Source organism: Saccharothrix sp. DSM 118769 (assembly GCF_052936295.1).
The window spans coordinates 9,321,423-9,336,575 of the sequence record NZ_CP193627.1 but is presented as its reverse complement, the minus strand read 5'-3'; the positions used below and the strand labels follow the sequence as shown (position 1 = coordinate 9,336,575).

The 15,153-nt window shown below is 74.0% G+C and carries 15 protein-coding genes; 12 read left to right on the top strand and 3 right to left on the bottom strand.

Annotated features, from left to right (window positions below):
* Positions 1-110: 110 nt before the first annotated feature.
* From ACRAKJ_RS40015 to ACRAKJ_RS40000, 4 genes are all read left to right on the top strand, one after another.
* Positions 111-314 carry an excisionase family DNA-binding protein gene (locus ACRAKJ_RS40015; RefSeq protein ID WP_438923871.1) on the top strand — a complete coding sequence of 68 codons (204 nt, stop codon included), beginning with the start codon at positions 111-113 and terminating at the stop codon, positions 312-314.
* A 128-nt stretch (positions 315-442) separates the two neighbouring features.
* The gene (locus ACRAKJ_RS40010) at positions 443-544 is read left to right on the top strand and encodes a 30S ribosomal protein bS22 (protein ID WP_015105422.1); all 102 of its coding nucleotides are present in this window, start codon (positions 443-445) and stop codon (positions 542-544) included.
* Between the two features lie 206 nt (positions 545-750).
* A complete protein-coding gene (locus tag ACRAKJ_RS40005) occupies positions 751-1,788 on the top strand; it encodes an NAD-dependent epimerase/dehydratase family protein (protein WP_438923872.1) in 1,038 nt (345 codons plus the stop codon).
* A 29-nt stretch (positions 1,789-1,817) separates the two neighbouring features.
* Positions 1,818-2,774, top strand: a complete 957-nt coding sequence (locus ACRAKJ_RS40000; RefSeq protein ID WP_438923873.1) for a 1-acyl-sn-glycerol-3-phosphate acyltransferase — start codon at positions 1,818-1,820, stop codon at positions 2,772-2,774.
* A gap of 107 nt (positions 2,775-2,881) precedes the next feature.
* Here ACRAKJ_RS40000 and ACRAKJ_RS39995 read toward each other — a convergent pair whose 3' ends face one another.
* The 3 genes from ACRAKJ_RS39995 to ACRAKJ_RS39985 all read right to left on the bottom strand — a co-directional run bounded on the left by ACRAKJ_RS39995 (position 2,882) and on the right by ACRAKJ_RS39985 (position 5,703).
* Complete coding sequence (locus tag ACRAKJ_RS39995) at positions 2,882-3,772, bottom strand: HAD-IB family hydrolase (RefSeq protein WP_438923874.1); 891 nt, start codon at positions 3,770-3,772, stop codon at positions 2,882-2,884.
* A gap of 39 nt (positions 3,773-3,811) precedes the next feature.
* Entirely contained in the window at positions 3,812-4,966 is a 1,155-nt protein-coding gene (locus ACRAKJ_RS39990) for a DUF5667 domain-containing protein (protein WP_438923875.1), read from the bottom strand.
* A gap of 83 nt (positions 4,967-5,049) precedes the next feature.
* The gene (locus ACRAKJ_RS39985; RefSeq protein WP_438923876.1) at positions 5,050-5,703 is read right to left on the bottom strand and encodes a sigma-70 family RNA polymerase sigma factor; all 654 of its coding nucleotides are present in this window, start codon (positions 5,701-5,703) and stop codon (positions 5,050-5,052) included.
* Positions 5,704-5,874: 171 nt separating this feature from the next.
* Between ACRAKJ_RS39985 and ACRAKJ_RS39980 the strand changes: the two genes are divergently transcribed.
* The 8 genes from ACRAKJ_RS39980 to ACRAKJ_RS39945 all read left to right on the top strand — a co-directional run bounded on the left by ACRAKJ_RS39980 (position 5,875) and on the right by ACRAKJ_RS39945 (position 15,073).
* Positions 5,875-7,344: an AMP-binding protein gene (locus ACRAKJ_RS39980; protein WP_438923877.1), complete on the top strand. Its 1,470-nt coding sequence runs from the start codon at positions 5,875-5,877 to the stop codon at positions 7,342-7,344.
* 47 nt (positions 7,345-7,391) lie between these two features.
* Positions 7,392-7,628, top strand: a complete 237-nt coding sequence (locus ACRAKJ_RS39975; protein WP_306743781.1) for a glutaredoxin family protein — start codon at positions 7,392-7,394, stop codon at positions 7,626-7,628.
* A gap of 99 nt (positions 7,629-7,727) precedes the next feature.
* Entirely contained in the window at positions 7,728-9,323 is a 1,596-nt protein-coding gene (locus ACRAKJ_RS39970; RefSeq protein WP_438923878.1) for a molybdopterin-dependent oxidoreductase, read from the top strand.
* Positions 9,324-9,402: 79 nt separating this feature from the next.
* Positions 9,403-10,074 (top strand): fasciclin domain-containing protein, encoded by a 672-nt coding sequence (locus tag ACRAKJ_RS39965; protein WP_438923879.1) that lies wholly within the window; start codon positions 9,403-9,405, stop codon positions 10,072-10,074.
* 338 nt (positions 10,075-10,412) lie between these two features.
* Positions 10,413-11,231, top strand: coding sequence for a redox-sensing transcriptional repressor Rex (locus tag ACRAKJ_RS39960; RefSeq protein WP_438923894.1), 819 nt, complete (start codon positions 10,413-10,415; stop codon positions 11,229-11,231).
* 34 nt (positions 11,232-11,265) lie between these two features.
* Positions 11,266-12,588 carry a glutamyl-tRNA reductase gene (locus ACRAKJ_RS39955; RefSeq protein WP_438923880.1) on the top strand — a complete coding sequence of 441 codons (1,323 nt, stop codon included), beginning with the start codon at positions 11,266-11,268 and terminating at the stop codon, positions 12,586-12,588.
* Positions 12,585-13,526 (top strand): hydroxymethylbilane synthase, encoded by a 942-nt coding sequence (gene hemC, locus ACRAKJ_RS39950; RefSeq protein ID WP_438923881.1) that lies wholly within the window; start codon positions 12,585-12,587, stop codon positions 13,524-13,526. Before ACRAKJ_RS39955 ends, hemC begins: the two co-directional genes overlap by 4 nt.
* 14 nt (positions 13,527-13,540) lie before the next feature.
* Complete coding sequence (locus ACRAKJ_RS39945) at positions 13,541-15,073, top strand: uroporphyrinogen-III synthase (protein WP_438923882.1); 1,533 nt, start codon at positions 13,541-13,543, stop codon at positions 15,071-15,073.
* The last annotated feature ends 80 nt before the right edge of the window (positions 15,074-15,153 follow it).

Sequence of the window (15,153 nt, the reverse complement as noted above, 5' to 3'; positions counted from 1 at the left end):
GGCCGTCGCACCAGTCCCACCTGTCCCGTTACCCTCAGGGCAGCACGTGCGTGTCGAACCGTCGGTGGGGAAGCCGACGGCACGACGCGTGTCGAAGGACGCGGTGATCCATGCCTGCGGAGGAGAACGCGCTCGGCCAAGTCAAGTTCCTGACGGTCGCCGAGGTCGCGCTAGTGATGCGCGTGTCGAAGATGACGGTGTACCGGCTGGTGCACTCGGGAGAGCTCACCGCGGTGCGGGTGGGCAAGTCGTTCAGGGTGCCGGAAAAAGCGGTCGACGAGTACCTGCGGAACGCCTACTTCGACGCCGGGTGAAGGGCCGTGCCGGCGGCCGGGTAAACTCATAGGCCGTTCGTGCCTGGTGTCGGCGCGCCCACTTGACGGGTGTCTCCACCGGCGCGTGGAGACAGACAACCGACGTCGAGAAGTGAAGAGGGACCCGCATGGGCTCGGTCATCAAGAAGCGCCGCAAGCGCATGTCGAAGAAGAAGCACCGCAAGCTGCTTCGCAAGACGCGGGTGCAGCGCAGGAAGCGCGGCAAGTAACCCCTGCGGGTTCTCGGACACCGCCGGCCCCGGCCTCGTGCCGCGGGACCGGCGGTGTCGCCGTTCCCGGGGCCCCGCGTCACCCCGCCGTTCGGGTGAATCGCGGGGGAGCTCCGGTGAGCTGCGTCAAGGTGCCGCCCCGCCGGCGGTCGCGCCGCGCGGAACGGGACTAGCATCGTCGCCAGTCCCCCCGCAGATGGAGTCGCATGGCGCCCAAGGTCGTCCTCGTCACCGGATGCAGCCGCTTCCTCGGCGGCCACCTCGCCGCGCGCTTCGCGGCGAACCCGGACGTCGAGCGCGTGCTCGGCGTGGACACCGAGCCGCCCCCGCGCGACGTGCTGCGCCGCATGGGGCGTGCGGAGTTCGTGCGGGCCGACATCCGCAACCCGCTCATCGCGAAGGTCATCGCCACCGCGCAGGTCGACACGGTCGTCCACGCGTCGGTGACCGCGAACCCGGCCGGGCCGACCGGCCGCACCGCGATGAAGGAGATGAACGTCATCGGCACGATGCAGCTGCTGGCCGCGTGCCAGAAGTCGCCGCACGTGCGCAAGCTCGTCGTGAAGTCGACCAGCGCGGTGTACGGGTCCAGCTCGCGCGACCCGGCGGTGTTCACCGAGGACATGGGCCCCAAGGACCTGCCGTCCAGCGGGTACGCGAAGGACGCGGTCGAGGTCGAGGGCTACGTGCGCGGCTTCTCGCGCCGCCGCCCGGACGTGTCGGTCACGTCGCTGCGCTTCACGAACTTCATCGGCCCGCGCATCGACACGGTGCTGACCAGGTACTTCGCCCTGCCGGTGGTGCCGACGGTGCTCGGCTACGACGCGCGGGTGCAGCTGCTGCACTCCGAGGACGCCCTGGCGGTCCTGGAGCGCGCGACCCTGCACGACCTGCCCGGCGTCTACAACGTGGGCGGTGACGGCGTGCTGCTGCTCTCGCAGGCCATCCGGCGGGCCGGGCGGGTGAACCTGCGCGTGCCGAGCCCGGCGGTGCCCTCGGTGGGGCGGCTGTTCCGCGGCGCGCGGCTGGTGGACTTCTCCCCGGACCAGATGAGGTTCCTCAACTGGGGCCGGGTGGTGGACACGACGCTGCTGAAGACCGAGTTCGGCTTCACGCCGCGGTGGACCACCCAGCAGGCGTTCGACGACTACGTGAGCGGCCGCGCGCTGTCGCCGCTCATCGACCCGGAGCTGGTGGCGGCGGTCGAGCGCGGTGTGCTCGACGTGGCCGCGAGGTTCCGCTGACGGCCGGTTCGGCCGGAGAGGAGGCGGGTGTGGCGGAGGCGCGGGTCATCCCCCTGCACGGCGCGGAGCGGGCCGGCCGGCGACCGGGCGGCCCGGGAGCGGGTGGCACGGTGACGCCGCTGCCCACGCCGGGGCAGCGGCCGGCGGACTGGGAGCGGCGGCTGGCGGACCTGCTGGCCTTCGCGCGCCGCCGCGTCCAGGGCGACTACCGGGTCGACGAGTTCGGCTTCGACCGCGACCTGACCGACACGCTGCTCATGCCGCCGCTGAGGCCGCTGTACGAGAAGTGGTTCCGGGTGGAGCCGCTCGGCCTGCACAACGTGCCCGCCGAGGGCGGCGCGCTGATCGTCGCCAACCACTCCGGCACGCTGCCGCTGGACGCGCTGATGACGGCGTTCGCCCTGCGCAACGACCACCCGAAGCACCGGCACCTGCGGATGCTCGGCGCGGACCTGGTGTTCAGGACGCCCGTGCTGGGCGCGCTGGCGCGCAAGTCCGGCCAGACGCTGGCGTGCAACCCGGACGCCGAGCGGCTGCTGACCTCCGGCGAGCTGGTCGGCGTGTGGCCCGAGGGGTTCAAGGGCATCGGCAAGCCGTTCAAGGACCGCTACAAGCTCCAGCGGTTCGGGCGCGGCGGGTTCGTGTCGGCGGCGCTGAACACGGGCGTGCCGATCATCCCCTGCTCGATCGTGGGCGCCGAGGAGATCTACCCCAAGATCGGTGACATCAAGGCGCTGGCCAGGCTGTTCGGGTTCCCCTACTTCCCGGTGACGCCGTTCTTCCCGCTGCTGGGGCCGCTGGGCGCGATCCCGCTGCCGTCGAAGTGGTACATCGAGTTCGGCGAGCCGATCCGCACCGACGTGCACGGCGCGCAGGCGGCGGACGACCCGATGCTGGTGTTCAACCTGACCGACCAGGTGCGCGAGACGATCCAGCAGACCCTCTACCGGCTGCTCACCCAGCGCCGGAACGTGTTCCTGGGCTGACCGCGGCCTCCCGCGGCGGCGCCTCCCGCGGTGGCGGCCCCTCAGCGCAGGCGGCGGCCGGCAGCGGCGGCGGTCCCGCGACGGGCGGCCCCTGGACGGGCGGCCCTTCAGCGCAGGCGGCGGCGGTAGGCCATGGTGGCGGCCACCGCGCCGGCGAGCGCGCCCGCGCCCAGCACGGAGGGGACGCCGATCTTCGCGGCCTTGCGGCCGGTGCGGAAGTCGCGGATCTCCCAGCCCCGCTTGCGGGCGGTCTCGCGCAGGCCCGAGTCCGGGTTCACGGCCACCGCGGTGCCGACGACCGACAGCATCGGCACGTCGTTGACCGAGTCCGAGTAGGCGGTGCAGCGGCGCAGGTCCAGGCCCTCCTTGGCGGCCAGGGCGCGCACGGCGTGCGCCTTGGCCCGGCCGTGCAGGAGGTCGCCGACCAGCCGGCCCGTGTAGACGCCGTCGGAGCTCTCGGAGACCGTGCCGAGGGCGCCGGTGAGGCCGAGCCTGCGGGCGATGATCTGGGCCAGCTCGACCGGCGTGGCGGTGACCAGCCACACCCGCTGGCCGGCGTCCAGGTGCATCTGGGCCAGCGCCTGCGTGCCGGTCCAGATCCGGTCGGCCATCAGCTCGTCGTAGATCTCCTCGCCGAGGGAGACGATCTCGGCGACCGACCGGCCCGCGACGAACGACAGCGCCTGCTCCCGCGACGCCGCCACGCTCTGCGGGTCCTCCCGGCCGCCCACCCGGAACTTCAGCTGCTGCCAGGCGAAGCCCGCGAGGTCGGAGTTCTTGAAGTACTTGCGGGCCGCCAGGCCGCGGGCGAAGTGGAAGATCGACGCGCCCATCATCATGGTGTTGTCGACGTCGAAGAAGGCGGCGGCGGTGAGGTCGGTGGACGCGCTCCCCGCCGGGTCGACGACCGCCAGCGCCGCTTCGGCCGACGCCTCGCCGGCCAGCGCGGCGAGCCTCTCCCGCTCGGCCGAACCCTCCACCACACGCCTTTTCGCCACGTCAGCGCCTCCCGCGGTCCGATGGGGACAGGGTAGCGATCAGCCGCCCAGGCCGGGCAGCGGCAGCGACGGGATCGTCAGGGTGGGCAGCGGCAGCAGCGGACCGGGCGTGGTGGTGACCGGCGGGACGGGCACCGGCGGCGCGGGCGCGGTCGGCACGCCGCCCGGCGCGGGGGGCTCGACGCCCGTCGGCTCCGGCCGGGTCCCGGTGCCGGTACCGGTGCCGGTGCCGGTGCCGGGCAGGCCGCCGGGCGCGGTGGGCACGACGACCGCCGTGGACCCCGGCGCGGTCGGCGTGACCGTCGTGGGCGCGGTGGGGTCGGCCGGGGCGGGTGACGCGGCGCAGTCGTCCTGGGCGGGCAGCGGACCCACCTGGTCGACCTGGTCCGACGCGACCGCCCCGCACGACCCGCGGTCGCGCAGCGCGGTCGCGCGCTCGGCGATCCGGTCGAGCAGGTCCCGAGACCCGTCGGCGCGCGCTGCGGCGTCGGCGGGCAGCGACGCCCGCAGCCCGTCGAGCCGCCGCGCCTGGGACAGCGCCCAGTCGCGGAGCCCGTCGAGCGCGCCCCGGTCCGAGTCCGCGCCGAGCGCGGTCAGCACGCGGGAACCGGCCGCGGCGTCGGCGTCGAAGTCGGCCAGCGCGGTCAGGTACGCCCCGAGCGGCCCGCCGCCGGACTCGCGGTAGCGCTCGACGAGCGTCTCCACCTCGTCCAGGCGCGCGGTGGCGAACTCCAGGCGCTTGTAGCCCTTCGGCTGCTCGCCGAAGGTGAGGCCGAGGGAGGCGGACTCGGCGGTCCGCTTCACCCCGTACAGGGCGTCGCCGGGCAGCGCGTCGCGGCTGAGCAGCAGGCTCATCCCGGCGAGCGAGAACAGCAGGCACAGCGCGGCGGCGAGCGCGACCGCTAATCGCCCGCGCGCCCCGGTGCGGTGCGGGCGGACGAGGTCGACCTTGGTGGGCGGCGGCGGGCTCGCGCCGAGGACGCGCTCGCGCATCCTCGCCCTGGTCTCGGCGTCCGGCCCGGAGGTGGCTGCGGCTTTCCGCAACAGCGCCACGACGGCCAGCTCGTCGGCGAACGCGTCGTCCGCGTCCTCCGCACCGTCCGGCCCGGCTTCCCCGGGGTGCGCGTCGACCGCGCGGGCGAACTGCTCGCGCTGCCTGTGACGCCACAACGGCGTGATCCCTCTGCCCACCATCCCGCACCGTTTCGAACGATCCTGCACCGGCTAACGAACCGGGCGGTCCCGGGGTTACGCACGTCCGGGCGGCGCGACGGCGGTCACCGCAGCCAGCTCGGCAGCAGTTGGGCCAACCGGCGCACCGCCCGGTGTTGCAGGGCCTTGACGGCGCCTTCGTTGCGGCCCATCCTCGCGGCCGTCTCCGCGACGGACAAGCCCTGGATGAAGCGCAGGGTGATGCATTCCCGCTGGTCGTCACCCAGCTGGGCGACGCAGCGGAGCAGTTCGGCGTTGGCCGCGCCGGTCAGCACCTCCTGCTCCGGGCCGTCGGCGACCTCGCGGTTGTCGGTCAGCTCGGCCGTGGTGACCTCCAGCCGGTAGCGGCTGGACTTCACGTGGTCGAAGACGATGTTGCGGGCGATGGTGACGAACCACGCGCCGACGTCGCGGCCCTGGTAGCTGATCGAGCGGATGCTGCGCAGGGCGCGCAGGAACGTCTCGCTGGTGACGTCCTCGGCGAACGTGCGGTCGCCCACGCGGAACAGCACGTACCGGTACACGACGTCGACGTACCGGTCGTAGAGCGCGCCGAACGCGTCCGCGTCGCCGTCCTGCGCGGCCCGGACCAGGTTCCACGGCTCCTCGGCCGCGTCGCTCCCCACGCTCTCGATCGTGCTGGACTGCCCTCCCGAGCTCCACCTGGAGCGGAGTGTCCGGTTGGTTCGGACGGAGTTCTCGCGTGCCCGTGCGGTCATCGGCTCGCGGCACCTCCACAGAGTCGCCGTGCCGGCAGCATACGTGTTGTTACTCCGTAGTAGGTAGCGGCAAGTGGTCTCCAGCCCGCGGTGCGGAAGGCGGCACTGCGTGACGTCGCCCGCACGTGACAGACTGCGCTGAGGTACGCCGTGGTTCCCCAGGAGGTCGAGTTGGCAGCTTCCGCCCGCAACGTCGCCGACCTGGTTCGCGCCTCCGCGCACCGTGGACCCAAGCACGTCGCACTGGTCGATGTCACGACTGCGAACAGCCTCACCTGGGCGGAGTTCGACGCCGCCGTGGACGGTGAGGCGCACCGGTTGGTCCGAGCGGGCGTGGAGCCCGGCGACCGGGTGGTCGTGCGGATGCCCACCGGGCTCGCGTTCTGCGTCGCCGTGTTCGGCGTGCTGCGCGCCGGCGGCGTCGTGGTGCCCGCCGCCCCCGGCCAGCCCGCCCGCGAGCTCGAACGCCTCGTGGCCGACAGCGGCGCGCGGCTGCTGATCGGCGACGGCGCCGGCGGCGACGCCGAGGTGCTGCCCGAGCCGACGCTGGAGCCGGGCGAGGAGTTCGCCGCGCGCGCCTCCGGCGAGGACCTGGCCGTCCTCGGCTACACCTCCGGCACGTCCGGTTCGCCGCGCGGCGCGATGCTGTCGCACCGGGCGCTGCTGGCGAACGTCGAGCAGTGCGCGTCGCTGCGCCCCGCCCCGGTCACCGCGGGCGACCGGGTGCTGCTCGCGCTGCCCCTCTTCCACGTCTACGGCCTCGGCCCCGGCCTGTTCCAGGTGGCGGGCGCGGGCGCGACGGCCGTGCTGCTGGAGCGCTTCGACCCCGACCTGGCGCTCACCGCGATCCGCGAGCACCGGGTGACCACGCTCGTCGGCGTGCCCCCGATGTACGCGGCGATCCTGGCCCAGCCCGTCGAGCGGCTGCGCGAGGACCTGGCGACGGTCCGCCTGTTCACCTCCGGCGCCGCGCCGCTCGCGCCCGGCGTGCTCGACGCCGTGCGCCGCGCGGTCGGCCTGCCCGTCTACGAGGGCTACGGCCTCACCGAGACCGGTCCCGTGCTCACCAGCACCCTCGCCGGCGGGACGCCCAAGCCCGGCTCGGTCGGCCGCGCGCTGCCCGGCGTGCAGGTGCGGCTGGTCGACACCGACGGCCGCCCGCTCGACCAGGACGAGGACGAGCCCGGCACCGGCCTGGTCGCCGCGAAGGGCGACAACCTGTTCAGCGGCTACTGGCCGGACGGCGCGCACGGCCCGGACGCCGACGGCTGGTTCCGCACCGGCGACGTCGGCTACCTCGACGAGGACGGCGACCTGCACCTCGTGGACCGGGCGGGCGACCTGATCATCGTCAACGGGTTCAACGTCTACCCGCACGAGGTCGAGCAGGTGCTGCGCGAGCTGGCCGGCGTGGCCGAGGCGGCGGCGGTCGGCGTGCCCGACGAGCGCACCGGCGAGTCGGTGAAGGTCGTGCTGGTGCTCGCCGAGGGCGCCGAGCTGACCGAGGACGACGTGCGGGAGCACTGCGCGGCGCACCTGGCCAAGTTCAAGGTGCCGACCGCCGTGGAGTTCGCCGAGGCCCTGCCGCACTCGCCCACGGGGAAGCTGGCGCGGGCCCGGCTGCGGCTGCCCCAGACCTGACGGCCCTCGACCCGGGGGCCCGACCCGGTGGCCCTAACCTGGGCGCCGTGAGCCACCACGTCACGTTGATGAGCCGGGTCGACTGCCACGCCTGCGAGCGGGCCAGGGCGGACCTGGAGCGGATCTGCGGCGAGCTGGGCGTGCCGTGGGACGTCCAGGACGTCGACGCGGACCGCGAGCTGCGCGCCGAGTACGGCGACCGGGTGCCGGTGATCCTGGTCGACGGCGAGGAGCACGGGTACTGGTCGGTCGAGGAGGACCGGCTGCGCGCCGCCCTCGCCTGACCCCGGCCCGGCCCGACCCGGTCCGGTTGTCGGCGGGTCCGATTACCGACCGCTTACGGATTCGGTGAACCGGTCGGGCGCGGGTGTCGAATCACCCTCATGAAGCGCTGGACCGCGGCACTCGTCGGACTGCTCGGGGTGGCCGCCGCGCTGGCGGCCGGACACCTGGTCGCGGCGCTGGTCGGACCCCCGTCGTCACCGTTCCTCGCGGTCGGCAACACCGCGATCGACTTCACCCCGAGCCCGGTCAAGGACTTCGCGGTCCGGACCTTCGGCACGGCGGACAAGCTCGTGCTGCTGCTCGGCATGGCGGTCGTGCTGGTCGTCGCCGCGCTGGTGGCGGGCCTGCTGTCGCGCCGCTCGCCGCTGCCCGGCACGGTGCTCGCGGTGGTGCTCGGCCTGCTGGGCGTCGCGGCGGTGCTGTACCGGCCGGACCTGGGGCAGCTCTCCGTCCTCTCGCCGATCGCGAGCCTGGTGGCGGGCGTCCTCGTGTTCCGCCTGCTGCACGCCCGCGCCCTCGCCGCGGCCGGGGCCCCCGCCGAGGGGACCGCGACCGGCGACACGACCGACAGCACGACCGGCGACACGACCGGCGACACGACCGGCGACAGCACGCCCGGCGTCGCCTCGGCGGACCGGCGGCGGTTCCTGGTCGCCTCGGGCGCCACGGCGGTCGGCGCGGTCGTCGCGGGCGCGGGCGGGCAGTTCCTGGGCAACCGGGTGGACGTCGAGGCGTCGCGCCGGGCCGTCGGCGACCTCACCCCCGCCCGGCCGGCCCCGGCGATCCCCGCCGGCGTCGACTTCGCGGGCGAGGGCACCCCGTCGTTCATCACCCCGAACCGGGACTTCTACCGCGTCGACACGGCGCTGAGCGTCCCGCGCGTGCGCGCCGAGGACTGGGTGCTGCGCGTGCACGGCCTGGTCGACCGCGAGCTGAACCTCCGCTACGACGACCTGCGCCGCCGCGACCTGGTCGAGCGCACGATCACGATGACCTGCGTGTCCAACGAGGTCGGCGGCCCGTACGTGTCCACCGCGAACTTCGTCGGCGTGCCGCTGCGCGACGTGCTGCTGGAGGCCGGCGTCCGGGACGGGGCCGACCAGCTGCTCTCCACCAGCGCCGACGGCTGGACCGCGGGCAGCCCGGTCGACGTCGTGCTGGAGGAGGACCGCGGCGCGCTCATCGCCCTGGGCATGAACGGCGAGCCGCTGCCCGTGGAGCACGGCTTCCCCGCGCGCCTCGTCGTGCCCGGCCTCTACGGCTACGTGTCGGCGACCAAGTGGGTGGTGGACCTGGAGCTGACCACGTTCGCCGCGAAGAGGGCGTACTGGCTGGAGCGCGGCTGGGGCGAGCGCGGGCCGATCAAGGTCATGTCCCGCATCGACAGCCCCGAGGGCCTGGCCACGGTCTCCGGTCCGGCGGTGGTGACCGGTGTGGCGTGGGCGCAGCCGGACGGCGTGGCGAAGGTCGAGCTGCGCTCCGACGGGGGGCCGTGGCAGGCCGCGCGGCTGGCGGCGGAGGTCAACGGCTCGACGTGGCGGATGTGGCGCGCCGAGCTGGACCTGCCGCCGGGCGGTCACCTGGTCGAGGTGCGGGCCACGAGCGCGTCCGGCGTCACGCAGCCGCAGGCGCGCGTCGCGCCCGTGCCGGACGGCGCGACCGGGTGGCACTCGGTTTTTTTCACCGTCGGGTGATCCGGGCGAACCGGATGGGCCGGTGCTTCGAATGTCTTAGTGACTACCGAACCCGGTAAACAACGAGGAGTGATCCGCTGTGCGGAACCCCAAGCTCGCCATGATCGGTGCCATCGCCGCCGCCGCCCTGTCGGTCACCGCCTGCAGCAGCAGCGACACCGCTTCCACCGGCTCCGGCAGCAGCGAGGCCCCGGCCGCCGCCACGACCACCGCCACCAGCTCGTCCTCCGCCATGGCGTCGGGCGGCGACGGCGTCACGGAGACCACGGACGTCTTCGGCGCCGGCTGCGCCCAGGTCCCGACCGACCCGGCGAACAAGGGCTCGCTGCAGGGCATGGTGACCGACCCGGTGGCCACCGCGGCGTCCAACAACCCGCTGCTCACCAAGCTGGTGGCCGCCGTGCAGGCGGCCGGCCTGGTCGACACGCTGAACTCGCAGAAGGCGATCACCGTGTTCGCGCCGGCCGACCCGGCGTTCGCCGAGCTGGGCGACGCGAAGTTCGCCGAGCTGGCGGGCCAGCCGGCCGTGCTGGGCGACATCCTGAAGTACCACGTCGTCGGCAAGCGCTACGACGCCAAGGGCCTGGAGGCGGCCGGTTCCGTCGACTCGCTCCAGGGCAAGCAGCTGACCATCGCCGGCACCGGCGACTCGATGACCGTGAACGGTGCCCCCGTGCTGTGCGGCAACGTCCCGACCGCGAACGCGACCGTGTTCGTCATCGGCAAGGTCCTCACCCCGCCGGCCGCCTGACCGGCAACCGACCAGGTGGGAGCGGCCCGGCGGATCGGGCCGCTCCCACCGCCCGACCCGCTCGGATCGGCGTCGCCCGATCCGGTACCGCGATTTCCCGACTGGTCGTAGGAAAGACCTCGGGAATTCGCCCCGAGGTGAGCCGCGTCCCCCCGTATCCACGGGGCGGCGCGGCTCACCTGTTTCGCGCGGGGGGCGTCCACCCGGGACGACACGCCGTTCGCGGGGGTGACGAAGTGGGCACCGACGGCGTCCGTCAACTTTGTGCAAGCGTTCACAAGCGGTACGGTGGTCGCATCACCCCGCTGGTGGCGGTGCCCGGCGGGTCGGTGCGACGGATGTCGAGGAGTCTTGGCGTGGCGGATCGGCGGGGGCGTGGTGACGGTGCCGTGACCAGCCCGAAGGCGACCGCTCCGAAGACGGCCGCACCGAAGGTGGCCGCCGCGGAGACCACCGCGGAGGTCCGCGAGCGGGCCCGGGCCATCCCCGAGGCGGCGGTCGCGCGGCTGGCGGTCTACCTCCGGGTGCTGTCCGGGATGGTCGAGCAGCAGGTGACGACCATCTCCAGCGAGGAGCTGGCGGGCGCGGCCGGGGTGAACTCGGCGAAGCTCCGCAAGGACCTCTCCTACATCGGCTCGTACGGCACGCGCGGCGTCGGCTACGACGTCGAGGTGCTCGTGAGCCACATCGAGCGCATCCTCGGCCTCACCCGCAAGCACTCGGTGGCGGTCGTCGGGATCGGTAATCTTGGTCACGCGCTCGCCAATTACGGCGGCTTCCCCAGCCGCGGTTTCCCGGTCGCCGCGCTGTTCGACATCGACCCGGATCTCACGGGAGTGCCGGTAGGCGGCATACCCGTCGACCACATCGACGACATCACGTCCGTCTGCGCGGAACGCGAAGTGTCGATCGGCGTCATCGCGACGCCTCCTCAGGCCGCTCAGGCCGTCTGTGACCGTTTGGTATCGGCGGGCGTTCAGTGCATCCTGAACTTCGCACCCGTCGTCCTCCAGGTCCCGGACTACGTCGAGGTGCGCAAGGTCGACCTGGCGGTCGAGATGCAGATCCTGTCGTTCCACGTCGCGCGGCGGGCGGACGAGGCCGCCGGTGACGTGGTCAACGGCGTGGGAGTGGACGGGGTGGTGATTCGCCCGTGATCGTGCGGGTAGCGAGCCGGCCGGTGGTGGCCGCATGAGCGTGCTCGTCGTCGGTCTGTCCCACCGGACCACCCCCGTCCCGGTGCTGGAGCGCGTCGCGGTCGCCGACGCCGACCGGGCCAAGGTCCTCGACCGGCTGCTCAGGGCGCCCAGCGTGTCCGAGGCCGTGCTGCTGTCGACCTGCAACCGGGTCGAGGTGTACGCGGTCGTCGAGACCTTCCACGGCGGCATGAACGAGGTCGTCGAGGTGCTCGCCGAGCAGGCGGGCGCCGAGCCCGGCGACCTGTTCGAGCACCTCTACGTGCACTACGCCGCCGCCGCGGTCGAGCACCTGTTCTCCGTGGCGGGCGGCCTCGACTCGATGGTCGTCGGCGAGGCCCAGATCCTCGGGCAGCTGCGCGGCTCCTACAACGCCGCCGACGAGGCGGGCGTGGTCGGCCGCACGCTGCACGAGCTGGTCCAGCACGCCCTGCGGGTCGGCAAGCGCATCCACACCGACACCGGCATCGACCACGCGGGCTCGTCCGTCGTGTCCGAGGCCCTCGGCGACGCCGCGACCGTCCTCGGCGGCCTGACCGGCCGCAAGGCCGTCATCGTGGGCGCCGGTTCGATGGGCGGCCTGGCCGCCGCGCACCTGCGCCGCGCCGGCATCGGCGAGGTCGCCATCGCCAACCGCACCGCCGTCAACGGCGAGCGGCTGGCCTCGGCGCTGCGCGCGGACGGCGTGACCGCCCGCTCCACCGGCCTGGAGCACCTGGCCGACGAGATCGCCGGCGCGGACGTGCTGTTCGCCTGCACCGGCTCCGTCGACACGGTCGTGGGCGCCGAGCTGATCGGCGACCGCGAGCCGGGCAAGCCGCTGGTCGTCTGCGACCTCGGCCTGCCCAAGGACGTCGACCCCGCCGCGACGCTGCTCGACAACGTCCGCGTGGTCGACCTGGAGACCCTCCAGCGCAGGCTGTCCGACGCCCCGACCGGGCAGGACGCCCTGCGCGCGGCGGAGATCGTGGCCGAGGAGGTCCGCGCCTACCTGGCGGGGCAGCGCTCGGCCGGGGTCACGCCCACCGTGACGGCACTGCGCAAGCGCGCCGCCGAGGTCGTCGACGCCGAGCTGCTGCGACTGGACTCGCGGCTGCCCGAGCTGGACGGCGCGGTGCGCGACGAACTGGCGAAGACCGTGCGCCGGGTCGTGGACAAGCTCCTGCACACCCCCACCGTGCGGGTGAAGGAGCTGGCCGCGGCACCCGGGGGCGCCGGTTACGCCGAGGCGCTGCGCGAGCTGTTCGGGCTCGACCCGCAGGCGCCGTCCGCAGTCAGCACACCCCATTCGACGCAACCCAAAGGTGAGAAGCGGTGAACCGCACCCTGAGGATCGGCACCCGCGGCAGCGCCCTCGCGCTCGCGCAGACCGGCCACGTGGCCGACGCGCTGCGCGCGGCGGGGGCCGACGTGGAGATCGTCACCGTCTCGACCCCCGGTGACCGGTCGGACGCGCCCATCGCCGAGATCGGCGTCGGCGTGTTCACCTCGGCGCTGCGCGACGCGCTCGCCAACGGCGAGGTGGACGTCGCCGTGCACTCGTACAAGGACCTGCCGACGGCCCCCGACCACCGCCTGTCGCTGGCCGCCGTGCCGCCCCGCGAGGACCCGCGCGACGCGCTCGTCGCCCGCGACGGCCTCACCCTGGGCGAGCTGCCGCCCGGCGCGCGGGTGGGCACCGGTTCGCCGCGCCGCGCCGCGCAGCTGGAGGCGCTGGGCCTGGGCATCGAGGTGGTCGCGATCCGCGGCAACGTCGACAGCCGCATCCGCAAGGTCGTCGACGGCGAGCTGGACGCCGTCGTGCTGGCCCGCGCGGGCATCGCCCGCCTGGGCCGCACGGCCGAGATCACCGAGACCCTGGAGCCCATCCAGATGCTCCCCGCGCCCGCCCAGGGCGCCCTCGCAGTGGAGTGCCGGGTCGACGACGTCGACGCCGAACACCTCCTCCAGTCCACTCTGGACGACTCGGCCAGTCGGGCCGCTGTCGCCTCCGAGCGCGCCCTGTTGGCCGCGCTGGAGGCGGGTTGCAGCGCGCCGGTCGGCGCACTGGCCGATGTGGTGGAAGACCTCGCCGAGGACGGGACCGAGGTTCTCCGCCTGTCCCTGCGCGGGGTCATGGCGACGGAGGACGGCGACCTCCTCCGTGCGTCTGCCACCGGTGACTTGACCGCAGCAGAGGAACTCGGCCGCGCGCTGGCCGCCGAGTTGCTCGACCTCTCCGGCCACGCCGCTGCGTCGCCGGCGGGGCGTAGTTGATGGGGAGTGCCCTGATGACCCGCGCGCGCAAGACCCCCGGCCGAGTCGCCTTCGTGGGCTCCGGCCCCGGCGACACCGGGCTGCTCACGGTCCGGGCCCGAGACCTGCTCGCCAAGGCGGAGCTCGTGGTGACCGATCCGGACGTACCGGGCGAGGTGGTGGCGCTGGTACCGGACGGCGTCGAGGTCCGCCCCGCCGTGGGCGACCCCGCCGACGTGGCGAAGGACCTGGTCGCCGAGGCGAAGAACGGCCTCGCCGTGGTGCGCCTGGTGGCGGGCGACCCGCTGACCCAGGACTCCGTGGTCAAGGAGGCCCAGGCCGTCTCCAAGACCACGATCGCGTTCGACGTCGTGCCGGGCGTGCCCGGCGGCACCGCCGTGCCCGCCTACGCGGGCGTGGCGCTGGGCGCCGTGCACACCGAGGCCGACGTCCGGGGCGTGACCGACTGGGCGAGCCTCGCGGCCGCGCCGGGCACGCTCGTCCTGCACGCCACCGGCGGCCACCTGGCCGAGGCGGCGTCCTCGCTGGTCGAGCACGGCCTGGCGCCGCAGACCCCGGTCGCGGTGACGGCGGACGGCACCGGCTTCGGCCAGCGCACCGTCGACACCACGCTGGCCTCCCTCGCCGCCGACGCGAGCGACCTGGGCGGCCCGCTGGTCGTCACGGTCGGCGCGGGCGTCGCCGGGCGGCCGAAGCTGTCCTGGTGGGAGTCGCGCGCGCTGTACGGCTGGCGCGTGCTCGTGCCGAGGACGAAGGAGCAGGCGGGCGCGATGAGCGACCGGCTGCACTCGCACGGCGCGATCCCGGTGGAGGTGCCCACCATCTCGGTGGAGCCGCCGCGCAGCCCGGCGCAGATGGAGCGCTCGGTGAAGGGCCTGGTCGACGGCCGCTACCAGTGGGTGGTGTTCACCTCGACCAACGCCGTCCGCGCGGTGTGGGAGAAGTTCCGCGAGTTCGGCCTGGACGCCCGCGCGTTCTCCGGCGTGAAGATCGCCTGCGTGGGCGAGTCCACGGCGGCGAAGGTGCGCTCGTTCGGCATCATCCCCGAGCTGGTGCCGAGCGGCGAGCAGTCGTCCGAGGGCCTGCTGGCGGACTTCCCGCCGTACGACGACATCCTCGACCCGGTGGACCGCGTGCTGCTGCCGCGGGCCGACATCGCCACCGAGACCCTGGCGGCCGGTCTGCGCGACCGCGGCTGGGAGATCGACGACGTGACGGCCTACCGGACCGTCCGGGCCGCCCCGCCGCCCGCGGACACCCGCGAGATGATCAAGTCCGGCGGGTTCGACGCGGTGTGCTTCACCTCGTCGTCCACGGTCCGGAACCTGGTCGGCATCGCGGGCAAGCCGCACGCCCGCACGCTGGTGGCGTGCATCGGGCCGCAGACGGCGGAGACGGCGCGCGAGTTCGGCCTGCGGGTCGACGTGCAGCCGGAGGACGCCAACGTGCCGGCCCTGGTGGACGCGCTCGCCCAGCACGCGGCCCGGTTGCGGGCCGAGGGCGCGCTGCCGCCCCCGCGCAAGACCAAGCGCCTGCGCCGTTCCTGACCAGCTGTTCCGCAGTGAGAGGCAGTGCGACCGGGGCCACCTTCGCGTGGCCCCGGCGCGTTTTCCGACGAGGGAGTACC

What these genes read in the sequence shown, in the direction of transcription:
- ACRAKJ_RS40015 (WP_438923871.1), top strand. Translation starts at nt 111, where the DNA reads ATGCCTGCGGAGGAGAACGCGCTCGGCCAAGTCAAGTTCCTGACGGTC.
- ACRAKJ_RS40010 (WP_015105422.1), top strand. Translation starts at nt 443, where the DNA reads ATGGGCTCGGTCATCAAGAAGCGCCGCAAGCGCATGTCGAAGAAGAAG.
- ACRAKJ_RS40005 (WP_438923872.1), top strand. Translation starts at nt 751, where the DNA reads ATGGCGCCCAAGGTCGTCCTCGTCACCGGATGCAGCCGCTTCCTCGGC.
- ACRAKJ_RS39990 (WP_438923875.1), bottom strand. Translation starts at nt 4,966, where the DNA reads ATGGTGGGCAGAGGGATCACGCCGTTGTGGCGTCACAGGCAGCGCGAG.
- ACRAKJ_RS39985 (WP_438923876.1), bottom strand. Translation starts at nt 5,703, where the DNA reads ATGACCGCACGGGCACGCGAGAACTCCGTCCGAACCAACCGGACACTC.
- ACRAKJ_RS39970 (WP_438923878.1), top strand. Translation starts at nt 7,728, where the DNA reads ATGAAGCGCTGGACCGCGGCACTCGTCGGACTGCTCGGGGTGGCCGCC.
- ACRAKJ_RS39960 (WP_438923894.1), top strand. Translation starts at nt 10,413, where the DNA reads ATGTCGAGGAGTCTTGGCGTGGCGGATCGGCGGGGGCGTGGTGACGGT.
- ACRAKJ_RS39955 (WP_438923880.1), top strand. Translation starts at nt 11,266, where the DNA reads ATGAGCGTGCTCGTCGTCGGTCTGTCCCACCGGACCACCCCCGTCCCG.
- ACRAKJ_RS39945 (WP_438923882.1), top strand. Translation starts at nt 13,541, where the DNA reads ATGACCCGCGCGCGCAAGACCCCCGGCCGAGTCGCCTTCGTGGGCTCC.